We start from the raw sequence: 24,855 nt of genomic DNA on the forward strand, positions 1-24,855 counted from the left end.
GATATCCTAATCTTAGCTATTAACTGCAACCTCGCACTATTAGCATTCATCTTTGAAAACTAACCTTGCTGTTGGTCTAATCAAAGAGATGCAGCATCTGTAGTAGGCAGAATATGACAACTAAGTCAGGAAGCATGCTATTTAAGCAATAACCTTATGGTTTTGCAAGGAGGGAAAGAATTATCCTTCGCTAATTATTCTTAATCTTATTTTAGCACTAGGATATCTCAATTAAAAATTGTAATAGAAATAAATAAAAAAATATGCTTAGAACACTTATAAAAGTGTTTCTAAACATATTATACGAGGAGGTATTTTTATGAAAAAATTTGTAATCGAAGATCAATTTTGGGAGTTGTTTCCCAAAGCAAAAATAGGTATTGCCATTAGTCGAAAAATAGATAATTCTATAAAAGATGTTGAAAAATATAAAGAAATGATATCGAAGGCAGAAGAAGATGCTCTAAAGCATTTACAAGATGAAGAATTCAGTAATAATAAAGTAATTAAGGCGTGGAGAGAAGCCTTTAAAGAATTCAAAACTAAGAAAGGTGTTAGATCATCAATTGAAGCCTTATTAAAAAGAGTCCACAATAAAAAGGGAATAGGAACGATAAATCCATTAGTAGATATATATAATTCTATTTCTTTAAGATATGGTTTGCCTTGTGGAGGTGAGGACATAGATGCTTTTGTTGGAACTGTGAGGTTGACTAAAGCTAAGGGTGATGAACAGTTTGTTCCCTTAGGAACTAGTGAAAATTCTCCTCCATACGAAGGAGAGATAGTTTACAAGGATGATGCAGGTGCCATATGTAGGTGCTGGAACTGGCGTGAAGCATCAAGGACTATGCTTACAGAAAATACTAAAAATGCATTCTTATGTATCGAGTTAATTGATGATAGTAGGTACAGTGAATTTGAAAAAGCCTTATATGAACTTAGGGATATGATAACAGAAAATATTGGAGGAAGAAGTAGAATTGAAATACTAGATATTAATAATAAAGAAATAATAATTGAATAAAATGAGTTAGATAGAGTATTTACTGCATGTCAAAAATACATTAATAAATAAGACTTGGCTTTTGTCAAGTTTTTTAATATACGCAGCTAAATAAAAACCGCAGTAACTGCGGTTTTCAAATATTATCTTTTGCTTTTTTAACTATTTTATCTTGAATTTTGAACAACTTCATAAATGTTTTTTGACATTCAGATCAATAATTCCATAGCTATTAGTTGGAGATATGCTTTTGCAGTTTATTTGATAGCTGGAATAGTGATTGTTTTAGTTGTACTTTTCTTAAAGGAATTACCAAAAGTAGAACAAGAAAAATATGAGAAGAAAGCAATCAATACTAAGGAATATAACAAATCTACTTAAGAATTTAAAGGTTGTTATCTCTGTAATATCTATGTTTATTGGGTTTGCTATCCTGTTGTTTACAGTTAATATTATTTTTATTGGAATTGCTATTATTGGTATAGGTATAGGATCAGGATTATTATTGCCAACATTTATCCGTATCTAAAATTGAAAGAAATCCTCAAAGGAGAGTATATCTTTGAGGAAAACACAAGAACGCAAAACAATATAAATATACATGAAAATATTTTTTTGAAAACATAAATAACTACGAAGATGTAGTATAGGTTAACATTACAACTAAACAGTTTCATCTTCTACAATTTTCTTCAAGGGTTCAATCATTGAAGATTTCATTTTATTTGAGTAAATTTCTTTTCTAATAGGAGGAAATTTACTCATTAGTATTAATATAGAATTAATTATTCTAGATTTATAATTTTTTTGTGGGAAATCATATACATTAAGTGCTTTATAAGCCTTGTGATCAGCTATAAACGGAAATCTTATCTTCCCCCATATTTCATCTCTAAATATCTTCATACCTGCTACGCCAAGAAAAGTGGTGGGCTTACTGTAATTTACAGTTGATAATTTAATAAGATTGTATGCGAAAGCATGTAACTGTTTATCGATTTCTATACTGGTATCATATTCGTCAGTTATAAAACCAACTAAATTGGACCCTTGCCATTGAGTATAGGATTCTAATATCTGTCTTGAATTAGGCATTTGATTTAAAGGGCCAGATATTATAAATCCTATTTGTTTACCTGAAAGAGATGGAGTGTGAGTATTAAAAAATCCTCTGTCAAAAAATCTTTTCCATATAGAAGATAAATGTCTGTATTTAATAGTGCCAGCAAAAACTATTATATCCGCAGTTTTTAATTTACTATTATAAAAGTTAATAAAATCATCTTTATTAGTGTAAACACACTCATAGTTATAACCACATTTTAAGCAGCCTACGCAGCTTCCTTTCGTATTTATATCTTGAAGATTGACTAATTCTATGCTTTGGGAAAATGAACTTCTAAATTTATCTATCATGTTTTTTAAATTAATATTTTCTAAAGAATCAGCTACAATGACTATTTTTTTATTTAAAACATCTATTTTATCATGTGTAAATTCAGGAATATATGATATTGTAGAATATTTTACTGGGCTATAGTTTTTTAAAGTAATTACTTCATTTTCTATTGCATCAAAATAGTTTTGAACAAATTTCAGTAGGTTTTTTCTTATATCTTCTTTTTCTAAATCATACATATGTAGTGAAAAATAATCTACATAATTCATATTCAAATCATTACAAATAGAATTTATGTAATTTATTGCAGTATGGTCAAAAAAGTGAATTGATGTAGCAAGAACTGAAGTATATTTTCCTTGAAAAGCATCTTCAACATCTCTTTCAAAAATTAATTCTATAAACCTTTGATAATTTGAATGAACAGTAAATACATAAAGAGGGAATGCCCATATAACTCCATCACCAGATTTAACGTCGCTAATTATACTTTCAAAAGCTTCTTTATCCTTTTCTATTTGATTAATCCTTTGAGAAATGTTAATTATTTTTAATTCATGCTGCTTAAATTTTTTTTGAATATAGTTTATATACTGCATAGTAACGCTGATATCACCTTTAGGACTTCCATTTAAAACTATGATTTTCATTTAAAACATCTCCATTATTTATTATTTTATTTAAGACATTTTTTTGGTCCAGTAAGACGTTTATTAGATAGTTGGTTTCTTATAGGACATATATTGCAAATTATGTTGACGCTGTAAACATTAAATTAATTATACAACACTAAGTTTACAGTGTCAACATTTTGTGTTATAATTTTCATCAAGTGATATTTAAAATATATTCTAAGTTTTGGGAGGCGTGCAGCAGTGGGTAGAAAATATCATCATGGGGATCTAAAACAAGAACTTATACATAATGGATTATTACTGATAAATAAAGAGGGGATTGAAGGATTCTCCTTAAGAAAAGTTGCAAGTATGTGTGGGGTAAGCCATAATGCGCCCTATAAACATTTTAAAGATAAGGATGGACTTATCGATGAAATAATTAGAGAGGTTTGGAAAAAATTCTATATAGTATTACTAGAGGTAACTGAGCTATATTCTAATGAACCTAAATTACAAATTGTTGAAATGGGAAAAGCATATGTGAAGTTTATGGTGGAAAATCCAGAGTATTTTAAGTTTATGTTTTTGTCAGATAATCCATATCCAATAAAAATAGAAGATGATAAATTTTTAAATGCTAAAGCTGGTGCTTTTGGAGTTTTTAAAGATAGTTCAGAAAGATATTTTATGGGAATAAACTTGAATAAGGACTTATATATGCAAAAGACATTAACAATGTGGAGCATGATTCATGGAATAGCAATATTAATAGTTAAAAAGAGTATTGAGTATAATGGAGATTACTTAGCATTAGTAGAGAGAATGATTAAAACTAGCATTTAGTATTGTAAAATTCTGTGATAAGTTACTTTGACAAAGAGTAGTTAACAATAACTTATATATCGCAAAACTATAAAAAACGCTGATAAATACAGTGCGAAGAACCGTACCATAAGTAATGGAGGTTTTTAATATGTAATCCTTGACAAATTTTTAGTACATTGATAAGATTAAAATGAAATTAATAATAAGGAGAGTAAGATGATTAATACGTTTTTAGCTAGATAAAATTCTAACTGAATATTGTGTGAAAGATATGTATTTACTAGTGAGGATAATAAGAATGTTAGAGTTATCCTTAAGTGAATATATATAAGTACACATTATAGCTAAGAACGGTGTTTAACTTATTTTGAAAGTATTTTTGAAATGCTTTTTATTTTAAATTATATACTACATTAAATTTCTCAAAATTTACTTATATTTCAATAGATAAAGGCTCATTAAGGGCTCTTAGTTTTATTAATGAAAAATATGTGGTTTTGGAATGAAAATATTGTAGGCTGTAGGTTGAGCTAGTTCAACTTACAGTCCTTTTTATTTCAACGTTTAGCTATAATAGTGTACCTCTAAAGGTTTAAATCAAATTTTTAAAACTTAAATATAATTGGAGGAGATACTATGGGTTTGTTATTACAATGTTTGAATATAAAGAAAGAATTTGGAGATAAAACTGTTTTAAAAGATATAAGTTTTGATGTAGAGGTAGGAGATAGAATAGGAATTGTAGGGAACAATGGAGCTGGAAAGACGACTTTAGCACATATAATTACGAATACAATAAAAGCTGATAAAGGGAATATATTATGGCATAATAAGGATATAAAAATCGGCTATCTTCATCAATCTACCTATTATACTCAAAGGGAATTTCAAAATATGATTAAAGGTGATCAAGAGGAAATAAGAGAGTTTTTTCAGACAACAAAGGAGTTAGGAGTTAATAAAATAGAGGGTTGGGATAATAGACGATTAAGTAACCTTAGTGGGGGAGAAAAAACAAAACTTGCCATCGCCAAAATATGGGCTGAAAAACCACAATTACTTATTCTTGATGAACCAACAAATCATATGGATTATGAAGGTGTTCAATGGCTGATTAGTGAGATTGAGAAATATAAAGGAACCATACTAGTCATATCCCATGATCGTTATTTTATGGACCAAAGTGTTGATAGAATTATTGAAGTTGAAGATGGTGAAGCACATTGTTATAGAGGAAACTATACCTTTTATCGTGATGAAAAGAAGAGAATATATGAGAGTCAGCTACAACACTATAAAGAGCAAGAGAAATATAAAGATAAGATACAAAATGATATAAAGAGACTGAAGGGATGGTCTGAAAAAGGGCATAGACAATCAACTAAAAAAGAAGGTTTTAAAGAATTCCACAGAGTTAAAGCCAAAAAGAAAGATAAGCAAGTAAAGTCAAAAATTAAAAGACTTGGGAAAATAGAAGTTGAAGGTGTTAAAAAGCCTAAAGAAGAGCAGCAGATTAAGTTTAATTTTAATAACGATGATGATAAATGTGGAGATAGGATACTTGAGGCGAAAAGTATAGGAAAGAGCTTTGGAAATAAAAAGTTATTTGAAGATAGTTCATTCTATATTCAAAGAGGAGAAAAGATTGCCTTGTTTGGTAAAAATGGATGTGGTAAAACTACTTTGATAAACGCTATTTTTAAGGAAATATATATGGATGAGGGAGAATTATATCTAAGTTCTTCAGCAAAAGTAGCTTACTTAAGTCAGGATGTTATGAATCTTGATGGAAATAAGACAGTATTTGAAACTTTTGGAATAGAAAATTATAAAATAAGAGGAATACTACAAACTTTGTTAGCTAATATGGGTTTTTCAAAAGATATGATTCATAAAAAGGTAAATACCCTTAGTCTTGGAGAAAGAACAAGGTTAAAGGTGGCCTATATGATTATGATGGAAAATAATGTTCTGATACTTGATGAGCCTACCAACCATCTTGATGTTCATAGCAGGGAAATGTTAGAAGAAGCTTTAGAAAATTATATGGGAACAATCATTTTGGTATCCCATGATAGATATATTTTAGAGAGAATATGTAATAAAGTTTTGATATTTAAGAACAAGAAAATTAAGAGATATGAGTATTCATTTAAAGAATATATTAATAGGGAAGAAAGAAATAAAAAGAATAGTGTCAAAAAATCAATAGACGAACAATTAATGATTTTAGAAAATAAAATAGCAGGCGTTGTTGGAAAACTTAGTTGTTTAACTCCAGATATGGATAAATATAAGGAATTAGATGAAGAGTTTAGAGCATTGATTGCTGCAAAAAAAGAGATTAGAAATAAAAAATATTAAATTGTTACACAGCAAATTATTCCACCCCCAAAAAGTCAAATTATTTTAGCCTAATTTTCAAATAAAATGATTAAAAAAGGTCAGATTAAATAATCTTATGCTAAAGGAATAGTCAAAAAAAGCAAATTATTATATCTTAAAAAAAGACGCTAAGTGCTTAATTAGAACTTAGCATCGTAAATATAATCTTTATCAAGAATAAATCTAAAGTTGTTCATTACAATGAACCAATCATATGATTTTTCTATTCTACAAGGCTGATAATTGTTTAAAAACTTTATAGATAATTGATATCCACAGCGCAGTTCATATGATGTATCATTTTGACTATGGAATACCCAAATATCTGTAAAGGGGCAGTAAGCAAGAATTCCCTTTGACACATATTCACCTCCAAAAATGTTTTAAGCAGTAATATTTATCTCAGTTTGTGCTTCATAAACTATTTCACTATCAATAGATTTTAGCTTCTGATTAGCACCAGAAATTAGACACATTCTAGCAAGTCTGCCTAGGGGCCTTAAAAAGCCGTTGGTGCTTGAAAACATTAATTCATATGCACTATCAGTAAATAAAGGTTCACTGCATCCTGCATTCTTTAAAGCAAAGATGATATATTCTTTGACTTCATCCTTTGTAAGCCCCTTCATGCAATAATTTATCACAATACGTTGTCTTAGAGCTTCATGGGGCTGTCTACTAATTTGAGTTATGAATGGAATCTGAGCTGTTAAGATGAGGATAGAGTAGTCTCTAGAATCTACCTCAAAATTGAATATTAGTCTAAGATCATCGAGAACTGAATTTTTCAGAAACTGTGCCTCATCTATGATAATAACTGGCGTAATGTTTTTGCTCTTGTGATATGTAAAAATAGCTTCTTGAATTTGCCTGAACATATTGACTTTCTTGTGTGAAGGAGTTACCCCAAGGCCTTCAGCCAAAGCCCTGTAAAAATCCATAACTGTTAGTGTAGATATAGGTATATAAACTACTTTGTAAAGGTTAGGGTTGAGAGAATCTATGAAGTATCTAATAAGGGAAGATTTCCCTACACCAGGTTCACCTGCAATAAGACCAAAGCCCTTTGAATTTTTTAGAAATTCAAGGCGATCTAAAGCAGCTGAAAATTCTTTAGATTTATAGAAATATTTAGTATCAATATCCTTTGGAAAAGGATCTTTGGTTAGACCATAAAAAGCTTTATACAAAATAAGCACCTCCAATTTTTAATTTGCAGAAAATGAGGAAAAATCAAGGGCTTTAATATTTTGATTTCTTCTCATCTTAGAATTATCTATTTTGTTTACAGGATAGATGGTTTCTAGAAGCTTACCTTCATCAGAGAATATAAAGGCTTTATCTAAGTTGCCTGGCAGATAGCGAATATTTATTTTATCTCCTATAAACTTCATGGGAACCTCAAATATAATTTTGTCTATGGATATGGTAGAATCATTCTTAACTTTACGGGATACTCTATAGTAAAATAAATAGTCAAGTTCCTGTTTATCAGGAATAAATCTTACCTTATCTACATTACTCATAAATTTACCTATAGGGCTTTCTTTTATAGATGAATGAACTTCATTATTGTATTTCTCTACGTAGTTATATAGGGATTCATTAAGTTCCCGGAGGGATTTTAGTTTAGTCCAATCAATAATGTTCATCCACTGATCGTGGAGGGTTCTAAACCATCTCTCAATTTTCCCCTTGGACTCAGGAGAATAGGGTCTTGCGTAGCAAAGGATTGTTCCTATGCCTGCGCATATTAACTGCATTTGGCCACTTTTATATACTTTACCGTTATCAACAAATAGCTTCTTCGGTATACCCCTTTTGGCTACCGCCTTTTTTAATACTGTGTGTAGAGCTATGAGTTTTTCATGGTAAAAAGCTTCAGCGTGAACTATTAATCTACTGGCATCATCTAATATAGCTACTATATAGGTTTTATGCTTTTTACCTTCAATATACAGATAGGGGCCTACTGAAATATCAGATTGCCAGCAGTCATTAGGATATTCAAATTCAAAGGCTTTTCTTTCCACTGGGATAAGCTTTTTGGGTGTTAAATCTGCTTTTGATAAAAACCTTTGAATTGTCGAAAGGGATATCTCACCGAAGGATATATATCCCTTTGCAATTAGTTCACTATGGATTGATTTTGCACTACGTTTTGGAGAATTTTGTTTACTTAATACTATAAACTCTTTAGCTGCAGGAGATAGTTTTCTAAGTACTCCTTTGTCGCTTCTGGTTTTTGGATATAGTCCATCTATACCATGTTTCCTATAAAGGCGAAGCCATTCCTTTATAGTTTCAGGAGCATACTCTCTTTTCATTCCCTGCGGGGTATCATATTTCTTTGCGCTGATTTCTTTCAAATATTCTATCTGGGATTTTTGAGTATAGGTATTTGTTAGCAGGGGAGCTATCAAGGAATATCTGAAAAGAGCAATAGCCTGTCCTAAATTTTTCTCCATCGAAAAAACCTCCTTGTTCTAGATTTAGTATGGATTTTAGACATGGAGACCAAGACATATCCCTCAAAAGTTATGTGGGATTTAAATATGGATGATTTTTTTGAATTTAGACCTTGAAACCTGATTTTGAAAAGTGACTTAATACCCTAAAAAACTGTGAAACTACGCTGAAAAACAAAAAAAGGGCGTGGCTCACCTAAGAATTTGTTTCTTAAGGTTTAGAAAAGAATGGCTTAGGCATTTTGATAAAATAGCTTTTGTTAAAATCTTCATTGGAATCAATGAAAGTTTTAATTTTTTCTATAATCCTTTTAGCTTCAGGATTATGCATATCATAATAGTATTCATCAAAATGAGCGAAAAAGGAGTTTGTTACGGGAGTCACTTTACTCATACGCTTTCTAAAGGAATAAATATTTGAAATGCTAAAATAGCTTTGTGTATTCAGCTCTTTAAATCTACTTACAATCTTGTTATATGAGTATTCTAATACATAGCTATAGTATAGACATAAGAATATTGCATCAAAGGAGTATTGATAATATGGAATTAGAAAACTAGGCAGAAGAGAGTGTGTTTTACCGCAGGAAGGACACTTTATCCGAAGGATATAAATGCGATAGCTACTAGATCTTGTAATCACATTACGAGTATAAAACCCATGACGATGTAATCTTCCCATGTATCCACATTTAGTACAACCATACTTACATGGAAATATATTGGCTTTCCCTAATTTATTATATTCAGTTATATTTTTTATAAATTTGGCTATAATCATAGTTAAATTTCTTGTTTCAAGTTTTATTAGGGAAAAGTCTTTTGTTAGGGGCTTTTCCCTATTTTCATTATTACCATTTCATCTGATAATATATCTTATATTAGATTAAATAATCTGAATAACTCTAAATCAGATTGTTTAATCTGATTTAATCTTCTAAGATTATTTAATTTGAAGTTTTTGATAAGATTTAGAGTAGAATAATGTGCCGTCTAACAATTAAATTCTAAGGCAAAGAGAGGAATAGAGAAGATAGGTTTATAATCTCTTCTATTTCTCTGATCGTTATATATTTAATTAATATAGGTGAAACAAAAAAATAATGTATTTAGTTAATTATGGTGAACAGTATTATAAATAAATGCTTTTTTAAAAGAAAATCGAATTTAGTAACCAAAATAATAATGTGAATTTTGGTTATTAATGTGAGGAGGACTTTCATGAAAAAAATACAAAAGCCTTGGATTAAAATTAAGGAGACTATCGAACAAGAGGACTATAATTTAATTAATAAGCTTCAAGAGCAATGCATACGTAACGATCAAACTACTTTAAAACTTGAGCTTGATTATAAACTTGGAGCTATTTCTAAAAATGATAAAATCTCTTGTATTCAGAAGTTAAATGAATTTATGTATTATGATGGACAAGAGATTATTGGATATATTGGAATTTGTGGCTTCGGAGTATTAGGATCACCCATAGAAGTAAATGGAATGGTTCATCCTGCATACAGAGGACAAGGGGTTTTTAGGATGTTAAGCGAACTTGTAATTTCAGAGTGGAAGAGAAGAAATTTAAAAAGTATGCTTCTATTATGTGATAGAAAGTCAAGCTCTGGACAAGCATTTATTAAAGAATCTGGAGCACAGTACAAATATTCAGAATATGAGATGTATCTCAAAGAAAACAATTTAGAATCCTTTCAAAGACAAGAATGTGGAATCACTTTGAGAAAAGCTACTAATGAAGATGCTTACGAGATTGCTAGACAAAATATAATTTACTTTAATAATAAGGATTCTAAAAGTAATTTGAAAGATGGTGATTCAGATATCATATCAACAGAAACAGAAGTAAACATACCAAATAAAGACATGATATTACCGGAAGAGGAAGAAAAGAGAGGGATGACCATCTATCTTGCACAAAAAGATGAAAAAATAATTGGAAAAGTACATATTCAATTGATTTCTAGAATTGGTGGTATTTATGGTCTAGGAGTATTACCTGAGCATCGTGGGAAAGGGTTTGGAAGAGAAATTCTAATAATGGCTATAGAAAAGTTAAAAGAAGAAAATGCGATGGAAATTATGCTTCAAGTAGCTACTGAAAACTCTAATGCCCTTAATCTTTACAGTTCTTGTGGTTTTAAGGAGATATCTACAGTGGATTATTATGAAATTACGAGTCAATAATACTTAAATACTCCCAATCCTGTTTAAAAAAATCATAGGGTCAAGTATATCAATTTATATCTAATCAATGTACCTGTCCTATGATTTTAGAGAAAACTATTATTCAGGGCTTTCATCTTCTATGTGAAGTAATATCATATAAAAATGTAGAAGCGTTCATTATCTTCTTTGAAAATTTTTTCAAATGTTAGTTTTGTTTATCTATAGCTAATTTTCTAATATTTTGTCTAAGATTAACGGGTCAATCTGGTCTACCTTCAATTCTATAACCATACCAGTAATTACACCCTGTGCATCTCTTGTGAATTGAACAACGGTCACTTCTTTATTTCCTTCGCCATCTCTTGATTCATTTATACTTTGAATTTCAGATACGCCTGTCTCTCCTTCTTCAAATAGACCGTCTACGTCAAATGAAATTTCATAACAACTTCCATCTTCATCTTTATATTCATAACATGCCATGCCATATTCATCGTAAGTAACTTCTTTTACGGATTCAGGTATTACAATGCCCTTACCATTTTTAATTTCATCTTCTAATTTAGCCCAAAAGATATCCAGTTCTTCACTATCTGCAAAATCTGCTTCATCTTCTTTTAATAATTCTTGCAGATATTTTTCGGCTTTGTCCTGGTTAGCTTTTGTTATGTCTAAAGGTAAGTTGAAAAGAGCATTGGCACCATTGTAATCAGTATTAAGGGTAATTTCACCAGTTTCTTCATTATAATTAAAAGCATTTATATCATAGAAATTGCTTGTACTTATGCAAAGGTAAAGTCCTCTGTCGGCAAATATTTCAACCCCGTCGCATTCAATCAATCTGTACATAATCCCATCAATTACACACTCACTGTATGCACCATTCATAGATGCTATGTTCACTTGCCATGGCTTTTGTCCCTTTATTAAAGGAGAGATAAAAAACGGAACTTGACCATACTCTTCATCCTGAGTATCCGGCATTTTACTACCATCTTCCTTTGCTATTGAGACTACGGCGTATGTTCTATTTGGATGTATATCCTCTGCTGAGTGTCTAAAGTCGCTTAACCCTTCGCCTGATACGATTCCAAGCAAAGTAAAACTATATCCCCCGGAAACAACTGATTCGTTTATTTCAATTGCATTTTCGTCATCAAATGCATGGGCAAGTGTTTTATCTTCAAAGTTATCGGCAACTTGTTTTGGGCTAAGAAAATGCCAGGTTGCAAATGCCCCTATTGACATTGTAAAGATAAGTGTAGCAGCAACTAATACACCTGATATTCTTTTTCTATAGGCTGGTTTCATAATATCATTCTCCTTTAATTGGCTTATAATTTTTTGATTTAAATCTTCATTGGGCTCAACTGTTGGAGAAAAGGCTTGCTTTAACAATCGTTCAAACTGATTAGAATTTTTCATATTTACTAACCTCCACCTCCAAAATATTTTTCAAGGCTTTTCGAGCCTTGTAAAGCCTACTTTTCACAGTCCCTTGTGGAATCTTTAATGCCGATGCTATCTCTTGAATGGACATTTCTGCAGTATAGTACATATACAAAGGTATTCTTAATTTATTGCTCAACTTATCTGCTGCAGTTTGTATCATAACACGGAGTTCATTGGATATAACCATATCCTCTAAAGTTGATTTATCCTTGAATATGTATTCATAATTCACATCCTCGTTAAATTCCTGTATTGGCGCTATTCTTTGCCGTCTAGCATATTTACGACGCTTGTTTTTCCATATACCTATTGCAATGGAAATAAGAAATCCTTTAGGATTATTATCTCTATCAATTTTATGACATATTTCCATTGCTTTGAGAAATGTTTCTTGATATAAGTCATCTGTATCGTTCTTGTTTTTTACAAGCTTATGGCAAAATCCGTAAATAGCTTTACCATGCAACTCAACAAGATTGCTTAAATCTGCAATGTCCAAGTAACCTCTCTCCTTTCAGCATAGCTAAAGCCTCCTTTTTAAATAGCTCTTCACTTATATATTGTCATTGTATAATAAAAGGTTCATTTTTTTGTCCCATAAAAAAATCTTTATAATCAAGGTTATATATCTAAGCTCTTTAGACCTATAATGAAGATCTGGGTCAGGTTTTGCAAACTACCAAAAAATCTTTTCTAAAAGTAAAAAACAAAATGCAAAATATGTTTTCTTTCCAGAATGCAATGTATATAAACAGCCTGAAAAACTTAATTTATGCATATCAAAATACACAGCGTTTCTAAGGATTTTTGATGTGTATAAATTAACTATTTTACTGGAATATCTATATTAATTCTTTTAATAGTAAAATTAATATGAGTAATATAGGACATTAGGAGCTTGAAAGAAATAATGTTTAATTAATACAAAATAAAGTGTGATAAGAGGAGTCAGTCTAATTATTAAACTTTATGATATAATAATGTAGAGGTGAGAGAAAATGGCAAAAAAACCAAGAGTACATTATTAAGGAGTACTTTATCATGGGATAGGCCGTAAAAATAACACTTCTGTACCTTTTAGTTTAATGTATAATGGCTTTATAAAGTTGCGAAAGGTGATTTCATGATAAAAAAGCTTTTGTTTTTGATTTCAATTGTGCTGGTTATTTTATTTGCCAACAGTTTTACAAAACTTGAATATGATATGAACTTGATTGATTATTTGTCTTCTGATACGACCTTATCAAAGGATGAAATTACTTATTTAAATGACCACAATACCTTAATTTATGGTGCCGATTATAACTCTCCCCCATTGCGGTACGTAAATGAAGGATCCCAACAATATGAGGGCTTGGTTATCGATTATCTACGGGCCCTATCCATCGAATTAGGAATAGCCATTGAATTTAAACCTTTGATTTGGAATGATGCCCTTGATTTATTGAGCAATGGTGAAACCGATTTGTGTGACATGTACAAATCTGAGGAGCGTTCTAAGAAGTTTCTATTTTCGAATCCTATCTATTACCAGCGGGGAGCTATATTGGTGCGAAAATCAGATAACCTTATTACAACGGTTGAAGATTTAGAAGGTAAAACCATTGCAGGTAGCAAAGTTGACTATATCTTTGAACATATTGATAAGGAGTTTGATAATGTTACAGGTATTGAAACGTCAGATTTACAGGAAGCTATTAAACTCTTGACTGATGAACGTATTGATGCAGTCCTTGGTGACGAGTCAGTTATGAACTATTTTATAACCAAGGCACAGTTAAAAAACGAATATTCCATTCTTGATGACTATTTATACGAACGAGAAGCTGTACTTGGTGTACATAAAGATAATTCCAAACTTTTAAAGATTTTAAATAAAGCTATTAGGAATTTAAAAAAGAAGAAAACCATGGAACTGATTTATCAGAAGTGGTTTGGTATTTCGCCCTTAATTACTAAAAACAATAGAAGTAGAAAAATTACATTAATTACAAAGTATATTTTCTCCTTAATTTTTGTACTTGGTACTGCCCTATACTCTTGGAACATTCAGTTAAAGAAAGAAGTTAAACGACAAACAAACGAACTTAGACTGTCTAATAATGAGCTTGAAACAGTGTTTAATGGTTTAACCCATTTGATGACTGTAATTGATGATGAATGCTATGTAAAAGATGCCAACAAAACCTTTTGTGAGAAATACAATCTTACAGCCGATATGCTTAAAAATGCCCATTGTAAGGATATTAATGGAATTCTCGGTTCGATATGTGAAACATGCCCTATAAAAGAGACTTTCAATGAAAACCGCACAGTAATTAAAGAAATTAAACATAAGAATCGGATTTATAAGGTCAGTACCTACATTTTGGATCAGCTCCCTCAAATGAAAAAACGGATTTTGGTTGTGATGGAGGATATTACAGATTTTAAGCTTACTGAACAGAGTATGTTACAATCAACCAAGATGGCAGCAGTCGGTCAACTGGCAGCCGGTATTGCTCACGAGATGCGGACGCCGCTTGGTATTATTCGAAATAATTGCTACTTTATGAAACGTAGTAAATCACAGGACGATAAAGATGAATCCATGGCAGTTATTGAATCCTCTGTTGACAGAGCAAATCGAATTATTGATAATTTATTGAATTTCTCCAGGATGACAGATAACAAAGTTTCCCAAACCAATATTTATAATCTAATCAGCAATATTTATGACTTAAGTAAAAAATTATTTGAAAACCATAAAATATCCTTTGGACTGCAATGTCCTAAAGATTTGGTTTTTACTATTAACTCCGAGTCCTTAAAGCATGTCATGATCAATTTGATTAATAACGCTATTGATGCCATGGGCGAAGGTGGCGATTTAGATATTCACGTAATGGCTGATTCCAAGGAGATGATTATCCAGGTTTCGGATACCGGGAAGGGAATTGATGAAGATATCCTAAAAAACATATTTAATCCATTTTTTACAACTAAAGAGCCAGGATCAGGAACAGGTCTCGGCTTATATATAACATATAATGAAGTGCAAAAAATGAAGGGCGTTATTGATGTAGATAGTATTTTGGGAGTAGGGACTACTTTTGCCCTTATTATTCCAAGACATGACAAATTACCTTTGAAGGAGGTTGAATAATGAAACCTCAAGATTATAAGATTTTGATTGTCGATGACGAAATTGAATACACCGTTATTTTAAAAAAGATTCTTGGATTGGAAGGCTTTAGTATTCAAACCGCATCTAGTGCCGAAGAAGCTCTCTTTAAGCTTAAATTAAAACAATATGATCTAGTTTTAACTGATCTGATGATGGATGGTATGAATGGCATTGAGCTTTTAGAAAAAATTAATATAAAAATACCTGAAACTTGTGTTATTTTAATGACTGCCTACGCAACCATTGACAATGCCGTTGAAGCCATGAAAAAAGGGGCAGATTCTTATTTTGTCAAAGGTAACGACCCAGAGGAACTGGTATCGGAGGTTTTAAGTCTTTACCAGTCTAAAAAACGTAAATCGACACAATCTGGTGAAAGTGAACAACAGATTCTCATTCCATTTTCCAAAAACAAAGCCTTTATCAAGGCATTAGAAATGGCCAAGAAAGCTGCTCGAAGCAATGTGAATATTCTGCTACTTGGAGAGTCTGGTGTTGGAAAAGAAGTTTTTGCTAGGTATATTCACCACGAAAGTAAACGCTATGATAAAAGCTTCGTTGCAGTCAATTGCCATGCTCTGCAAGAAAACATCCTTGAGTCCGAACTTTTTGGTCATTGTAAAGGAGCTTTTACTGGGGCTGATACGAATCGAATCGGACGCTTTGAATTAGCACATGAAGGTACTCTGTTTCTTGATGAAATTGCAGATACTCCCCTATCTGCGCAGATTAAGCTCTTAAGGGTATTGGATCTTAAAAAAATTGAACGTATGGGATCCAATGCAAGCATCGATGTTGATTTTCGGTTGATTACAGCAACCAATAAGAATCTACAGCCCCTTATTGACTCTGGTGAATTTCGTGAGGATTTTTACTATCGGATAAGTAGTATTGTTTTAGAAATACCACCTCTTAGAAAAAGACCTGAAGATATACAAGACTTGGTTATGGATTTTATAGAGCGTTCGTCAAAGGAAATGGGAGTTCCTACTTGTAAAGTTTCTGAAGATGTCATTGAAATATTGAAAAATTATGATTTTCCTGGGAACATTCGAGAACTTAAAAATATAGTGGACAGACTTGTTGTCTTTAGTGATGGTGACATAATTAAGCCAGAGGATTTACCAGCTCGATTTTTTGATGCTAAAGCAGCACCTAAAACCCTTAAAGAGATTAGGCAGATGAGTGAAAAAGAATATATTCAAAAAGTATTGAATGAAAACAATAATAGAATGGGAATTTCAGCAGGCATCCTTGGTATTACTAGACGACAACTTACCAATAAGGTAAAGGAATATAATCTTAAAAACAAAGAATAAATCTTGAATAATTCATAGAAAGGATTGGATTGGGAAGATATCTAGTGGCTATCGTGAATAATGAGGATATACCAAAAGAGGAAAACATTTTCCAAACATGGGAAATAGATTTCCTCTTTTTTCGTGGGAGTTGATGCCAGTTCTTATCATTCAATTAGATTTGAGTTGCCTAAATCCTCATGATTCTTTGTTTGTGTTAAAATTCCATTAATATTCTAAAATTTGGCACTTTTCTTGCGATATTATATATTCATGATAAGTTATGTATGAAATTAATGGGAGGTTTTACAATGAATACAAAAACAAGAGATATCATTATTATTGGTGCGGCATTATTTGCAATGTTTTTTGGTGCAGGCAACCTTATTTTCCCACCATCTATCGGTATGATGGCTGGTGACGAATGGTTATTCAGCTTGTTTGGTTTTATTTTAACTGGTATTGGATTACCAGTGCTGGGGGTCATTGCTGTTTCAAAGGTAGGCGGTACAATCAACAATTTATCCGATCACGTAGGACCGATATTTTCAAAAATATTGGGCTCTATCATAATACTGGCAATTGGACCATTGCTTGCAATTCCACGTACTGGAGCAACAGTTTATGAGATCGGTATTAAACCATTGTTCGGTTCTGTACATCCTTTATTGGTTTCTGTCACTTATTTTTCAATTACCTTATTTTTTGTTATTAATCCATCAGGAATTATAGATAAAATTGGTAAGATTTTAACACCTATTCTCTTGATTGTAACGACTACGATTATTGTTAAAGGAATTTTAATTCCTATCGGTATACCCACTAAAACAGTTATTTCCATGCCCTTTTCAAAGGGATTCACAAATGGATATCAAACTATGGATGCCTTAGGATCAATTGTAATGGCTGGAATTGTACTGGTTTCACTTCTTGAAAAGGGGTATACCGATAAGAAAGAACAAATCAACATGACGATTAAAGCAGGACTTATTGCGGGAGCAGGTTTACTGTTTATCTACGGAGGGCTCCTGTATCTAGGTGCAACATCAAGTGGTGTTTTTGCAGCTAATATATCAAAATCAGAACTAATTGTAAAGATCACTAATAATGTTCTTGGAAGCATGGGTAAAATTGGCATGTGTGTTGTTGTTTCAGCTGCATGTTTAACGACATCCATCGGTTTGACAGCTGTTGTAGGAAACTATTTTTCAGATTTATCAGGTGGACGTATTAGTTATAGACTCATTGTTACAGGAACGGTATTATTCAGTACTATTATGGCAGTAATTGGTGTTGAACAAATTGTTAAGTTAGCTGTACCATTGCTTGTACTGGTTTATCCAGTTGCCATTATTTTAATCTTGCTTGGCTTATGCGATTCACTTATTAAGAACAAGAACATCTACAAAGGTGCTGTAACTGGTGCACTTATTATAAGTTCTTTCGATGCACTTTCTGCCATGAATGTGCAAGTAGGATTTTTGAATGATTGTATGGCAAGACTTCCTTTTGCAGCAATGGGCTTTGGGTGGGTGATTCCAACAGTTACTATGGCAGCTTTAGCAAGCCTTATCCCAGATAAGAAAGATATGAAAGGACAAGGAAAAGTATTGGAAAACTATTAGTACAGTCACAATTTGAAGCACTTATTTTATATGGGGCTGATGAAAAGTATAGAAATTATATTTTTAAGAATAATGAAGAAATAGAATCTTTTATAAAAGGGCTTAAATCATTTTATAAAGATACTAATACTAGAGAATTTTTTGATAATAATAAAGGCCTAATGAATAGTGTGAAGACTTATATTGAATATAATATTAAAGACAGTAGATTAATAGTAGATAGTTTTTGCTGAAGGTAATTATGCGATTTCCTCAATTAGTATACTGAAATAGTATATAATAATATTTATAATAAATGAATCAAAGAAAACTAGGGGAGGATTACAGCTCATAGAAAAACAGGCGATGTCCAAATACGAGATATTAACGTTCTTAATTTAAATTTAACTTCTGAGTATGGGAAAATTATTTAGGAAATAGCCTGATATGGTAGCTATGGATAATTTATGGTAATATAAGTATGATATTATAATTTATAAGATCATGTAAAAGGAGGCTTGAAAGCTTATGCTTAATCCAATCGTTATTGTTGCATAGCAAAGGCTATTGCAACGATCAGTTAAAATACAAAAATAAGATTTGAATATAGCCTTTGCTATTCCTAATCGAAATAATACTTTTAGGAGGGCAAAATGAGCTATAAGAAAGCAATTTATATACTCCCTAATGATTTGCTTGAAAAGGTGCAGGAATATGTAGATGGGGAGTTTATCTATATTCCAAGAAAATCAGGGAACAAAAGGGAATGGGGATCTAGGACCTCTACCCGCCAAGAATTATACAAACGAAATAAACAGATTTATGAAGACTATTTGGCGGGTTATAGTTCACAAGGTTTATCTAGAAAATACTTTTTATCCTTGAAAAGTATACAAAGGATAATAAGGGAACAAAAAAATAGTGATTAACTTTTCCAATGAGCCAATTCAGTTTCTTTACTGTATTGGCTCATTTTCTTTTACTAATTATCTTTAAGGTTTAGCTTTGTATATTCAGATGGTACAATTTTTAAGTAGAAAAAATACTGAATTAGGAGTGAGTATAATGAAAAGGATTAGTAAGAATCCACCTGTTATTTTTCCTATTAGATTCTAATAGGAAGGAGTAATTTTCATGCAAAAGATAACCTGGGATATACAGTATTTATCCCCACCACCTGCAATTAAGTATTGTAAGAAATGTGGTAAAAAGACAGAATACCTTTGCTCCGGGTTGTTCCGGATAAATGCACAACGCAAGTATTTAGATATATGGTTAATCTATAAATGTTTAGATTGTGATTCTACTTGGAATATGACTATTTATTCCCGTATCAACCCTAAAAATGTCGCCCCTAAAATATTAGATGGGTTTTATAGCAACAATGGAGAGCTCGCCAAAAGATATGCTATGGATATAGAGTTAATACGCAGGAATGGGGCAGAAATTGGACTTCCAAAGTATAAAATACTAGGGGCCAATATCAACTTTGGTACGCCTATAGAATTGCATATAAAAAGCTCTTATCCATCTCGACTTAAAGTATCTTCTTTGCTGCGGGAAAAAATGAATTTATCTCAAAATACTTTTAAGCAGATGATAAATAGTGGATCAATTCGAAGCGTTAGCGGACTTAATTTAAAAAAATGCAGATTGCAAGCAGATGCTATATTGATTATTGATAAGTGGCCAATTGAAGGTTAAGGCGCCTTTACATAAGTATTGTAAAAATTTATGTTTAATATAAAGATAAATAACTCTAAAGTATTATAAATTCTAATGTTGGTTATCTTTATAATTGAGCAAATTGCATAATTACCTTCTGCAAAAACTATCTACTACATATAGTTTTCAAATCTCCAAAGCTATACCATATATATTATGCAATTTTGCCAAATTAGAGTCATGCAACTTCCTTAATTAGTAATATTTATGGAGAATAGATAAAATAGGACTTGCTTTTTGTAAAGTAAGTCCTATAAATTTATTTTTTATATTTTTCTTTTATTTCAGTAAAACTCATATTAGAATCCAGATAATTTCTTTTTAAAACAATCCTAATTTCTTTTTCAGTATCCCTTTTATTTAGGTTTTTATTAAATATGTCATGTATTTCAGAGGATATTTTTTCATTCATCCCCTTCTCAATTATCTTTACAATACCAGATTTTCTATCACTATATCCATATTTCAAAGGAAAGCAGTAGGCATTTTTAATATCATTTTGAATTACATAGGTGTCTAAACCTGAAAGCATAAGAGTTTTATCTATTATGTATTCTAAATCTTGATTATTTATTGAATCCATTTCATCAATAATTTTTATGATACTTTCCTTAATTGTATTTTCTATATTAGATTTAGATGAAATTAATTTTTTAAATAATTCATTATACAGTTCTTGTTTTAAAGGAATATCTTTATCGTTATGGCCTATATATAAATCCATAATTTTATCTTCATCAACAAGGGAATATAGTCTTTTATCATTTAAAATATTTGCTATTTTTATTTCTTTATCTTTATTTCCTCGGTTATTTAATTCATCCATTTCATAAGTAAAATAAATAATATATTCTTTTCTAGACTCAATTATACTGTCAAGGATTAGCTCCAATATAGCAGCATCTATATTTTTTGGCTTAGAATCTATTATTTTATTAATCTCTGCTGTATTCAAATATTCCTTATATTCATCTTCATCATCTAAAACCACTGTTACACCTTCAATTATAACTGGTAAATTATACTTACTTTCTTTAATAACCTTTAAAATATTATCATTTAACTCACTTTTCTTTAATATTTTCCTCAAATGTTCTACAGTAGACTCAAAGGCAGTTTCATATCCTAAATCCTCATAATTATAATAAGCATAGGCTATATCTTCAGGGATTATATATTGTTTAATATCACTTATTCTATAATCATAAACGAGATCTAAAAATTCTTCATATATTTCATCAGAATGCTCTGTGCTTATTTCTTTATAGCTCATTTTAGCTTCAGATTCGGCTTCGAGTATAGAAACTATCTCATCTAATATAGTGTCTATTTCTTCTTTAGAGTATGAAAACTTTATTTGACTAAAGACTTCTGACTGTATTGCCTCTTGTTTTGTCTTATATCCCATATCAGTATATTGAGCAACATTAGCTACAGCATCATCTAAATTCCAGCCATGGGCTATATCATTATCCTTTAAAATTCCACTGATTCTTTCTGCACAATCATAATATTTATTATAATTTATAGATTCAATAATTTCCTCAGCAATATTTTCTATTTTTTCTTGAAATTTCTTTTCATTTTTTTTTATAATTATTTCATCAAATAGTAATTTTACTCTTTTATCATTATCCTTTGTTTTTTCTACCAATTTTACTAGTTCACTAGAATCTATAGAATCACCTAACTGGTGAGCCATAAGATATTCCTCAAGTATTGTTTTTATATGGCTATATTTTTTTTCATTCTCTATTCTTTCTACCACATTACTAAGAGACAAGGCTAACTGTTTTTTAGTATTATAATTTTCTATTATATCTGATATATCCCCATAAATATCTATAGAAGAAAATTTATCATCTAATTTCATTAGTTCATATTTACTAATTTCCTTATCAAGCTTATAAAATTTTAATAAAGCATCTATTTTATCTATTCTATTTATTGGGTCTTTATATTGAAAATATGAATCTTCTATTTTTACTTCTATAGTATTTATTAATCCTCTAGTAATCATATTTACCCATTTTTTTTCTTTATTATAACTATCAATATTTATGAAAGACTTTGGGGATTCCATTTCCCTTGTATCTAATTTATAATTATCAAATAGATTTTGAAGTTTTTCTTCTTTCTTAGAATCATCTATAGAAGAATTTAATATATTTATTGCACTATCACATATACTTGTATATAATTCAATAAATTGTCCTTTTTCAAAAACCTCATCACATATTTCATCATCATTAGCAAAAGCGTTATAAGGTGCTAAATTAATTAAAATAATGATTGTAAGTATGTAGCATATTTTTTTCATTATATCTCCTCCAAATATTAAGTTGTTAATCTTCACATTGGTAATTATATCATATTAGAATTATAATATTTTCTATAGAATATAATTTAGAAGCATATTTTTAGCAAAGCCTACTGCACAGCTAAAGTAGGGATATATTGAAGAATATTAGAAATTATGAGATAATTATATAGAAATATAAAATTAAAAAGGAGTTTTGTTTTATGTTAATTAATAATAATTTGGGTGCATTAGAGATTGTAGTTAAACGACTTAATAAATAAGTGGGTTTAACTAATTTGAACTCCTAAATTGTAGGATATAATTAAATAAATGCTTTCTTATTCATTAAGTTGTTATTTTGATTGTAAGATTATAAATGACTTAAGAATATTGGAGGATAATAAATTGGATAAAATGATAAATTTAATAGATTTTGGATTAAAAGAAGAAACTAAAAGGAAATTTGAAGAAAACTATAAAGGCTATTTTTTAGGTAGAGTATCTGTAGAGCATAAAAATATGTATAGAGTTATAACTGAAAAGGGAGAAATATTAAGTAAAATATCGGGAAAATTAAACTATAAAGCTATTCTTAAATCCGACTATCCAGCTGTAGGCGATTGGGTTATACTAAACAAGGATAATGAGAAGGATGGTATAGGTATTATTCAAGGAATATTACCAAGAAAAAGTGTGTTCTCAAGAAATATTCCTGGAAAAAAGAATGAAGAACAGATAATAGCATCAAACATCGATAAAGTATTTATATGTATGGCACTAAATAATGATTTTAATATTAGAAGATTAGAGAGATATATAAGTTTAGCTTGGGATAGTGGAGCACAACCAATAGTTATTTTGACTAAGGCTGATTTATGTAAAAATATCAGTGAAAAAATAAGTAAAGCAGAGGAAGTTGCTTTTGGTATAAATATTTTAGTAGTAAGCTCAATAAATTTAGAAGGTATAGATAGGATAAAGGCTCAAATAAAGCCTAAAGATACGGTAGCTTTTATAGGTTCATCTGGTGTAGGAAAATCTACAATAATAAATATTTTACTTGGGGAAGAGAGACAAAAAGTAAATGATATAAGAAAAGATGATAAGGGCAGACATACTACGACCTATAGAGAACTTATCAAATTACCTTGTGGTGGAATTGTTATTGACACTCCTGGTATGAGAGAACTTCAAATATATAACGGGGACTTGGAGACTTCCTTTTCAGATATTAATGAAATCTCAAAAAATTGTTATTTTAGAGATTGTAAACATGAAAGTGAACCAAAATGTGCAGTAAAAAAAGCAATTGAAGAGGGAAAAATTACTGAAGAAAGATTAAAAAGCTATAAAAAGTTACAAAAAGAGTTAGAGTACATGGAGGATAAAAAATTACTCAATTCAAAACAATTAGAGAAGAAAAAAATAGTAAATATGCTAGGAAGTTTAGATGGAATAAAGAAGATAAAAAATAGAAAATAGAATATAGAATATCTAAAACATATAGAGACTTAAAATTAGAACAAACAATTACTAAAATCCTAAAATATGATAAAATTTAATGAGTGACAATCTTTATTCTCTAATAAGGAGGTATTTTAATGGGGATTTTTAATTAGGCATTGTTTAAAATCATTACAATCTAAGGAGTGATGACAGTGCCATATTTTAATTATAATGGGAGAAAAGTTTATTTTATTAATAAGGGGCAGGGGGATCCGCTAATATTATTACCTGGTAATACTTCCTCTTCATCGGCCCATAGATATGATATTGAGTTTTTTTCGAAATATTATAGAGTTATTTGTCCAGACTATTTAGGCTATGGGAAAACAGAAAGATTAAAAAGAGTACAATTAGATTTTTGGTGGTCAAATGCAGAGATGTGTAAAGAACTTTTAAAATCTTTAGATATAAAAGACTGTATTTTAGTTGGAACAAGTGGAGGAGGTATAATTGCCATTAATATAGCAATTATATCACCAGAATTAGTTAAATGTGTTGTTGCTGATAGTATTACAGGAGAATATCCAAATAAAAATGATTTTGATAAACAAGTAGAGGCCCGTAAAATGGCAACCGATGAAATGAAATTGTTTTGGCAGATATGCCATGGTGAAGATTGGCAAGAGGTTGTTGAATTAGATTCTCAGCTCCTAAAACATGTATCTAAAGAAAATGAAAGTTTTTATAAAAAGAGACTAAATGAAATAACATGTCCAGTTTTGCTTACAGGCAGTTTATCCGATGATGCCATTACAAATATAGAAATAAATATTTGTAATGTTTCGCGCCAAATAACTAATTCAAAAATAATGCTTTTCCCTACAGGTTTTCATCCATTAATGTGGAGTAGGCCAGAAGATTTTAGAGAAAGTGTTATGGATTTTTTTAAAAAAATATAGAATTATAAAAGCCGAGAGTAGT

At 30.4% G+C, this 24,855-nt stretch carries 20 protein-coding genes and 1 pseudogene; 12 read left to right on the forward strand and 9 right to left on the reverse strand.

Going from position 1 to position 24,855, the window contains the following annotated elements; all coding sequences use genetic code 11:
* Window positions 1-319: 319 nt before the first annotated feature.
* Window positions 320-1,027, forward strand: coding sequence for a B3/B4 domain-containing protein (locus B5X81_RS24080; RefSeq protein WP_079495584.1), 708 nt, complete (start codon window positions 320-322; stop codon window positions 1,025-1,027).
* A 174-nt stretch (window positions 1,028-1,201) separates the two neighbouring features.
* A complete protein-coding gene (locus B5X81_RS27955; RefSeq protein WP_139380459.1) occupies window positions 1,202-1,387 on the forward strand; it encodes an MFS transporter in 186 nt (61 codons plus the stop codon).
* 282 nt (window positions 1,388-1,669) lie between these two features.
* Here the strand turns inward: B5X81_RS27955 and B5X81_RS24085 are convergent, their stop codons facing one another.
* Window positions 1,670-3,055 carry an NAD(P)H-dependent oxidoreductase gene (locus B5X81_RS24085; RefSeq protein ID WP_079495585.1) on the reverse strand — a complete coding sequence of 462 codons (1,386 nt, stop codon included), beginning with the start codon at window positions 3,053-3,055 and terminating at the stop codon, window positions 1,670-1,672.
* A gap of 225 nt (window positions 3,056-3,280) precedes the next feature.
* Here B5X81_RS24085 and B5X81_RS24090 point away from each other — a divergent pair, with 225 nt between their 5' ends.
* A complete protein-coding gene (locus B5X81_RS24090; protein ID WP_079495586.1) occupies window positions 3,281-3,865 on the forward strand; it encodes a TetR/AcrR family transcriptional regulator in 585 nt (194 codons plus the stop codon).
* A gap of 618 nt (window positions 3,866-4,483) precedes the next feature.
* Window positions 4,484-6,211: a ribosomal protection-like ABC-F family protein gene (gene abc-f, locus B5X81_RS24095; protein WP_079495587.1), complete on the forward strand. Its 1,728-nt coding sequence runs from the start codon at window positions 4,484-4,486 to the stop codon at window positions 6,209-6,211.
* Between the two features lie 161 nt (window positions 6,212-6,372).
* Here the strand turns inward: abc-f and B5X81_RS24100 are convergent, their stop codons facing one another.
* The 5 genes and pseudogenes from B5X81_RS24100 to B5X81_RS28865 all read right to left on the reverse strand — a co-directional run.
* Complete coding sequence (locus B5X81_RS24100; protein WP_079495588.1) at window positions 6,373-6,594, reverse strand: DUF5348 domain-containing protein; 222 nt, start codon at window positions 6,592-6,594, stop codon at window positions 6,373-6,375.
* 21 nt (window positions 6,595-6,615) lie between these two features.
* Window positions 6,616-7,422 carry an ExeA family protein gene (locus B5X81_RS24105; protein ID WP_079495589.1) on the reverse strand — a complete coding sequence of 269 codons (807 nt, stop codon included), beginning with the start codon at window positions 7,420-7,422 and terminating at the stop codon, window positions 6,616-6,618.
* Window positions 7,423-7,440: 18 nt separating this feature from the next.
* Window positions 7,441-8,700 carry a DDE-type integrase/transposase/recombinase gene (locus B5X81_RS24110; RefSeq protein WP_079495590.1) on the reverse strand — a complete coding sequence of 420 codons (1,260 nt, stop codon included), beginning with the start codon at window positions 8,698-8,700 and terminating at the stop codon, window positions 7,441-7,443.
* A 211-nt stretch (window positions 8,701-8,911) separates the two neighbouring features.
* Window positions 8,912-9,094: a hypothetical protein gene (locus B5X81_RS27960; protein ID WP_139380460.1), complete on the reverse strand. Its 183-nt coding sequence runs from the start codon at window positions 9,092-9,094 to the stop codon at window positions 8,912-8,914.
* Window positions 9,095-9,229: 135 nt separating this feature from the next.
* Window positions 9,230-9,481, reverse strand: a pseudogene (locus tag B5X81_RS28865) (DUF6431 domain-containing protein); the annotation flags it as partial.
* A gap of 440 nt (window positions 9,482-9,921) precedes the next feature.
* On the opposite strand from B5X81_RS28865, the gene B5X81_RS24115 reads away from it, so the two are divergent.
* Window positions 9,922-10,899, forward strand: coding sequence for a GNAT family N-acetyltransferase (locus B5X81_RS24115; RefSeq protein WP_079495591.1), 978 nt, complete (start codon window positions 9,922-9,924; stop codon window positions 10,897-10,899).
* 207 nt (window positions 10,900-11,106) lie between these two features.
* Here the strand turns inward: B5X81_RS24115 and B5X81_RS24120 are convergent, their stop codons facing one another.
* Both B5X81_RS24120 and B5X81_RS24125 read right to left on the reverse strand, forming a co-directional pair.
* A complete protein-coding gene (locus B5X81_RS24120; protein ID WP_079495592.1) occupies window positions 11,107-12,306 on the reverse strand; it encodes a hypothetical protein in 1,200 nt (399 codons plus the stop codon).
* The gene (locus B5X81_RS24125) at window positions 12,293-12,832 is read right to left on the reverse strand and encodes an RNA polymerase sigma factor (RefSeq protein WP_079495593.1); all 540 of its coding nucleotides are present in this window, start codon (window positions 12,830-12,832) and stop codon (window positions 12,293-12,295) included. The genes B5X81_RS24120 and B5X81_RS24125 overlap by 14 nt, the downstream gene beginning before the upstream one ends.
* A gap of 624 nt (window positions 12,833-13,456) precedes the next feature.
* Here B5X81_RS24125 and B5X81_RS24130 point away from each other — a divergent pair.
* The 5 genes from B5X81_RS24130 (at window position 13,457) to B5X81_RS24150 (ending at window position 20,105) form a co-directional block, all read left to right on the forward strand.
* The gene (locus tag B5X81_RS24130) at window positions 13,457-15,478 is read left to right on the forward strand and encodes a transporter substrate-binding domain-containing protein (RefSeq protein WP_079495594.1); all 2,022 of its coding nucleotides are present in this window, start codon (window positions 13,457-13,459) and stop codon (window positions 15,476-15,478) included.
* Window positions 15,478-16,818, forward strand: coding sequence for a sigma-54-dependent transcriptional regulator (locus B5X81_RS24135; protein ID WP_079495595.1), 1,341 nt, complete (start codon window positions 15,478-15,480; stop codon window positions 16,816-16,818). The genes B5X81_RS24130 and B5X81_RS24135 overlap by 1 nt, the downstream gene beginning before the upstream one ends.
* Window positions 16,819-17,108: 290 nt before the next feature.
* Window positions 17,109-18,422 carry a branched-chain amino acid transport system II carrier protein gene (gene brnQ / locus B5X81_RS24140; RefSeq protein ID WP_079495596.1) on the forward strand — a complete coding sequence of 438 codons (1,314 nt, stop codon included), beginning with the start codon at window positions 17,109-17,111 and terminating at the stop codon, window positions 18,420-18,422.
* Between the two features lie 632 nt (window positions 18,423-19,054).
* Entirely contained in the window at window positions 19,055-19,330 is a 276-nt protein-coding gene (locus B5X81_RS24145; RefSeq protein WP_079495597.1) for a CD3324 family protein, read from the forward strand.
* A gap of 205 nt (window positions 19,331-19,535) precedes the next feature.
* Window positions 19,536-20,105, forward strand: a complete 570-nt coding sequence (locus tag B5X81_RS24150) for a DUF1062 domain-containing protein (protein WP_079495598.1) — start codon at window positions 19,536-19,538, stop codon at window positions 20,103-20,105.
* Window positions 20,106-20,385: 280 nt separating this feature from the next.
* Here the strand turns inward: B5X81_RS24150 and B5X81_RS24155 are convergent, their stop codons facing one another.
* Complete coding sequence (locus B5X81_RS24155; RefSeq protein ID WP_079495599.1) at window positions 20,386-22,446, reverse strand: transcriptional regulator; 2,061 nt, start codon at window positions 22,444-22,446, stop codon at window positions 20,386-20,388.
* 396 nt (window positions 22,447-22,842) lie between these two features.
* Here B5X81_RS24155 and rsgA point away from each other — a divergent pair, with 396 nt between their 5' ends.
* Entirely contained in the window at window positions 22,843-23,910 is a 1,068-nt protein-coding gene (gene rsgA, locus B5X81_RS24160; RefSeq protein WP_079495633.1) for a ribosome small subunit-dependent GTPase A, read from the forward strand.
* A gap of 176 nt (window positions 23,911-24,086) precedes the next feature.
* The gene (locus tag B5X81_RS24165) at window positions 24,087-24,833 is read left to right on the forward strand and encodes an alpha/beta fold hydrolase (RefSeq protein WP_170917587.1); all 747 of its coding nucleotides are present in this window, start codon (window positions 24,087-24,089) and stop codon (window positions 24,831-24,833) included.
* The last annotated feature ends 22 nt before the right edge of the window (window positions 24,834-24,855 follow it).

The sequence above is a fragment of the Maledivibacter halophilus genome, assembly GCF_900167445.1.
GTDB classification, from domain to species: Bacteria; Bacillota; Clostridia; order Peptostreptococcales; family Caminicellaceae; genus Maledivibacter; species Maledivibacter halophilus.

Coding starts and splice junctions, on each gene's coding strand:
- B5X81_RS24085 (WP_079495585.1), bottom strand. CDS start 3,055: ATGAAAATCATAGTTTTAAATGGAAGTCCTAAAGGTGATATCAGCGTT.
- B5X81_RS24150 (WP_079495598.1), top strand. CDS start 19,536: ATGCAAAAGATAACCTGGGATATACAGTATTTATCCCCACCACCTGCA.
- B5X81_RS24110 (WP_079495590.1), bottom strand. CDS start 8,700: ATGGAGAAAAATTTAGGACAGGCTATTGCTCTTTTCAGATATTCCTTG.
- rsgA (WP_079495633.1), top strand. CDS start 22,843: ATGATAAATTTAATAGATTTTGGATTAAAAGAAGAAACTAAAAGGAAA.
- abc-f (WP_079495587.1), top strand. CDS start 4,484: ATGGGTTTGTTATTACAATGTTTGAATATAAAGAAAGAATTTGGAGAT.
- B5X81_RS24120 (WP_079495592.1), bottom strand. CDS start 12,306: ATGAAAAATTCTAATCAGTTTGAACGATTGTTAAAGCAAGCCTTTTCT.
- B5X81_RS24135 (WP_079495595.1), top strand. CDS start 15,478: ATGAAACCTCAAGATTATAAGATTTTGATTGTCGATGACGAAATTGAA.
- B5X81_RS24155 (WP_079495599.1), bottom strand. CDS start 22,446: ATGAAAAAAATATGCTACATACTTACAATCATTATTTTAATTAATTTA.
- brnQ (WP_079495596.1), top strand. CDS start 17,109: ATGAATACAAAAACAAGAGATATCATTATTATTGGTGCGGCATTATTT.
- B5X81_RS24080 (WP_079495584.1), top strand. CDS start 320: ATGAAAAAATTTGTAATCGAAGATCAATTTTGGGAGTTGTTTCCCAAA.
- B5X81_RS24145 (WP_079495597.1), top strand. CDS start 19,055: ATGAGCTATAAGAAAGCAATTTATATACTCCCTAATGATTTGCTTGAA.
- B5X81_RS27960 (WP_139380460.1), bottom strand. CDS start 9,094: ATGAGTAAAGTGACTCCCGTAACAAACTCCTTTTTCGCTCATTTTGAT.
- B5X81_RS24115 (WP_079495591.1), top strand. CDS start 9,922: ATGAAAAAAATACAAAAGCCTTGGATTAAAATTAAGGAGACTATCGAA.
- B5X81_RS24130 (WP_079495594.1), top strand. CDS start 13,457: ATGATAAAAAAGCTTTTGTTTTTGATTTCAATTGTGCTGGTTATTTTA.
- B5X81_RS27955 (WP_139380459.1), top strand. CDS start 1,202: ATGTTTTTTGACATTCAGATCAATAATTCCATAGCTATTAGTTGGAGA.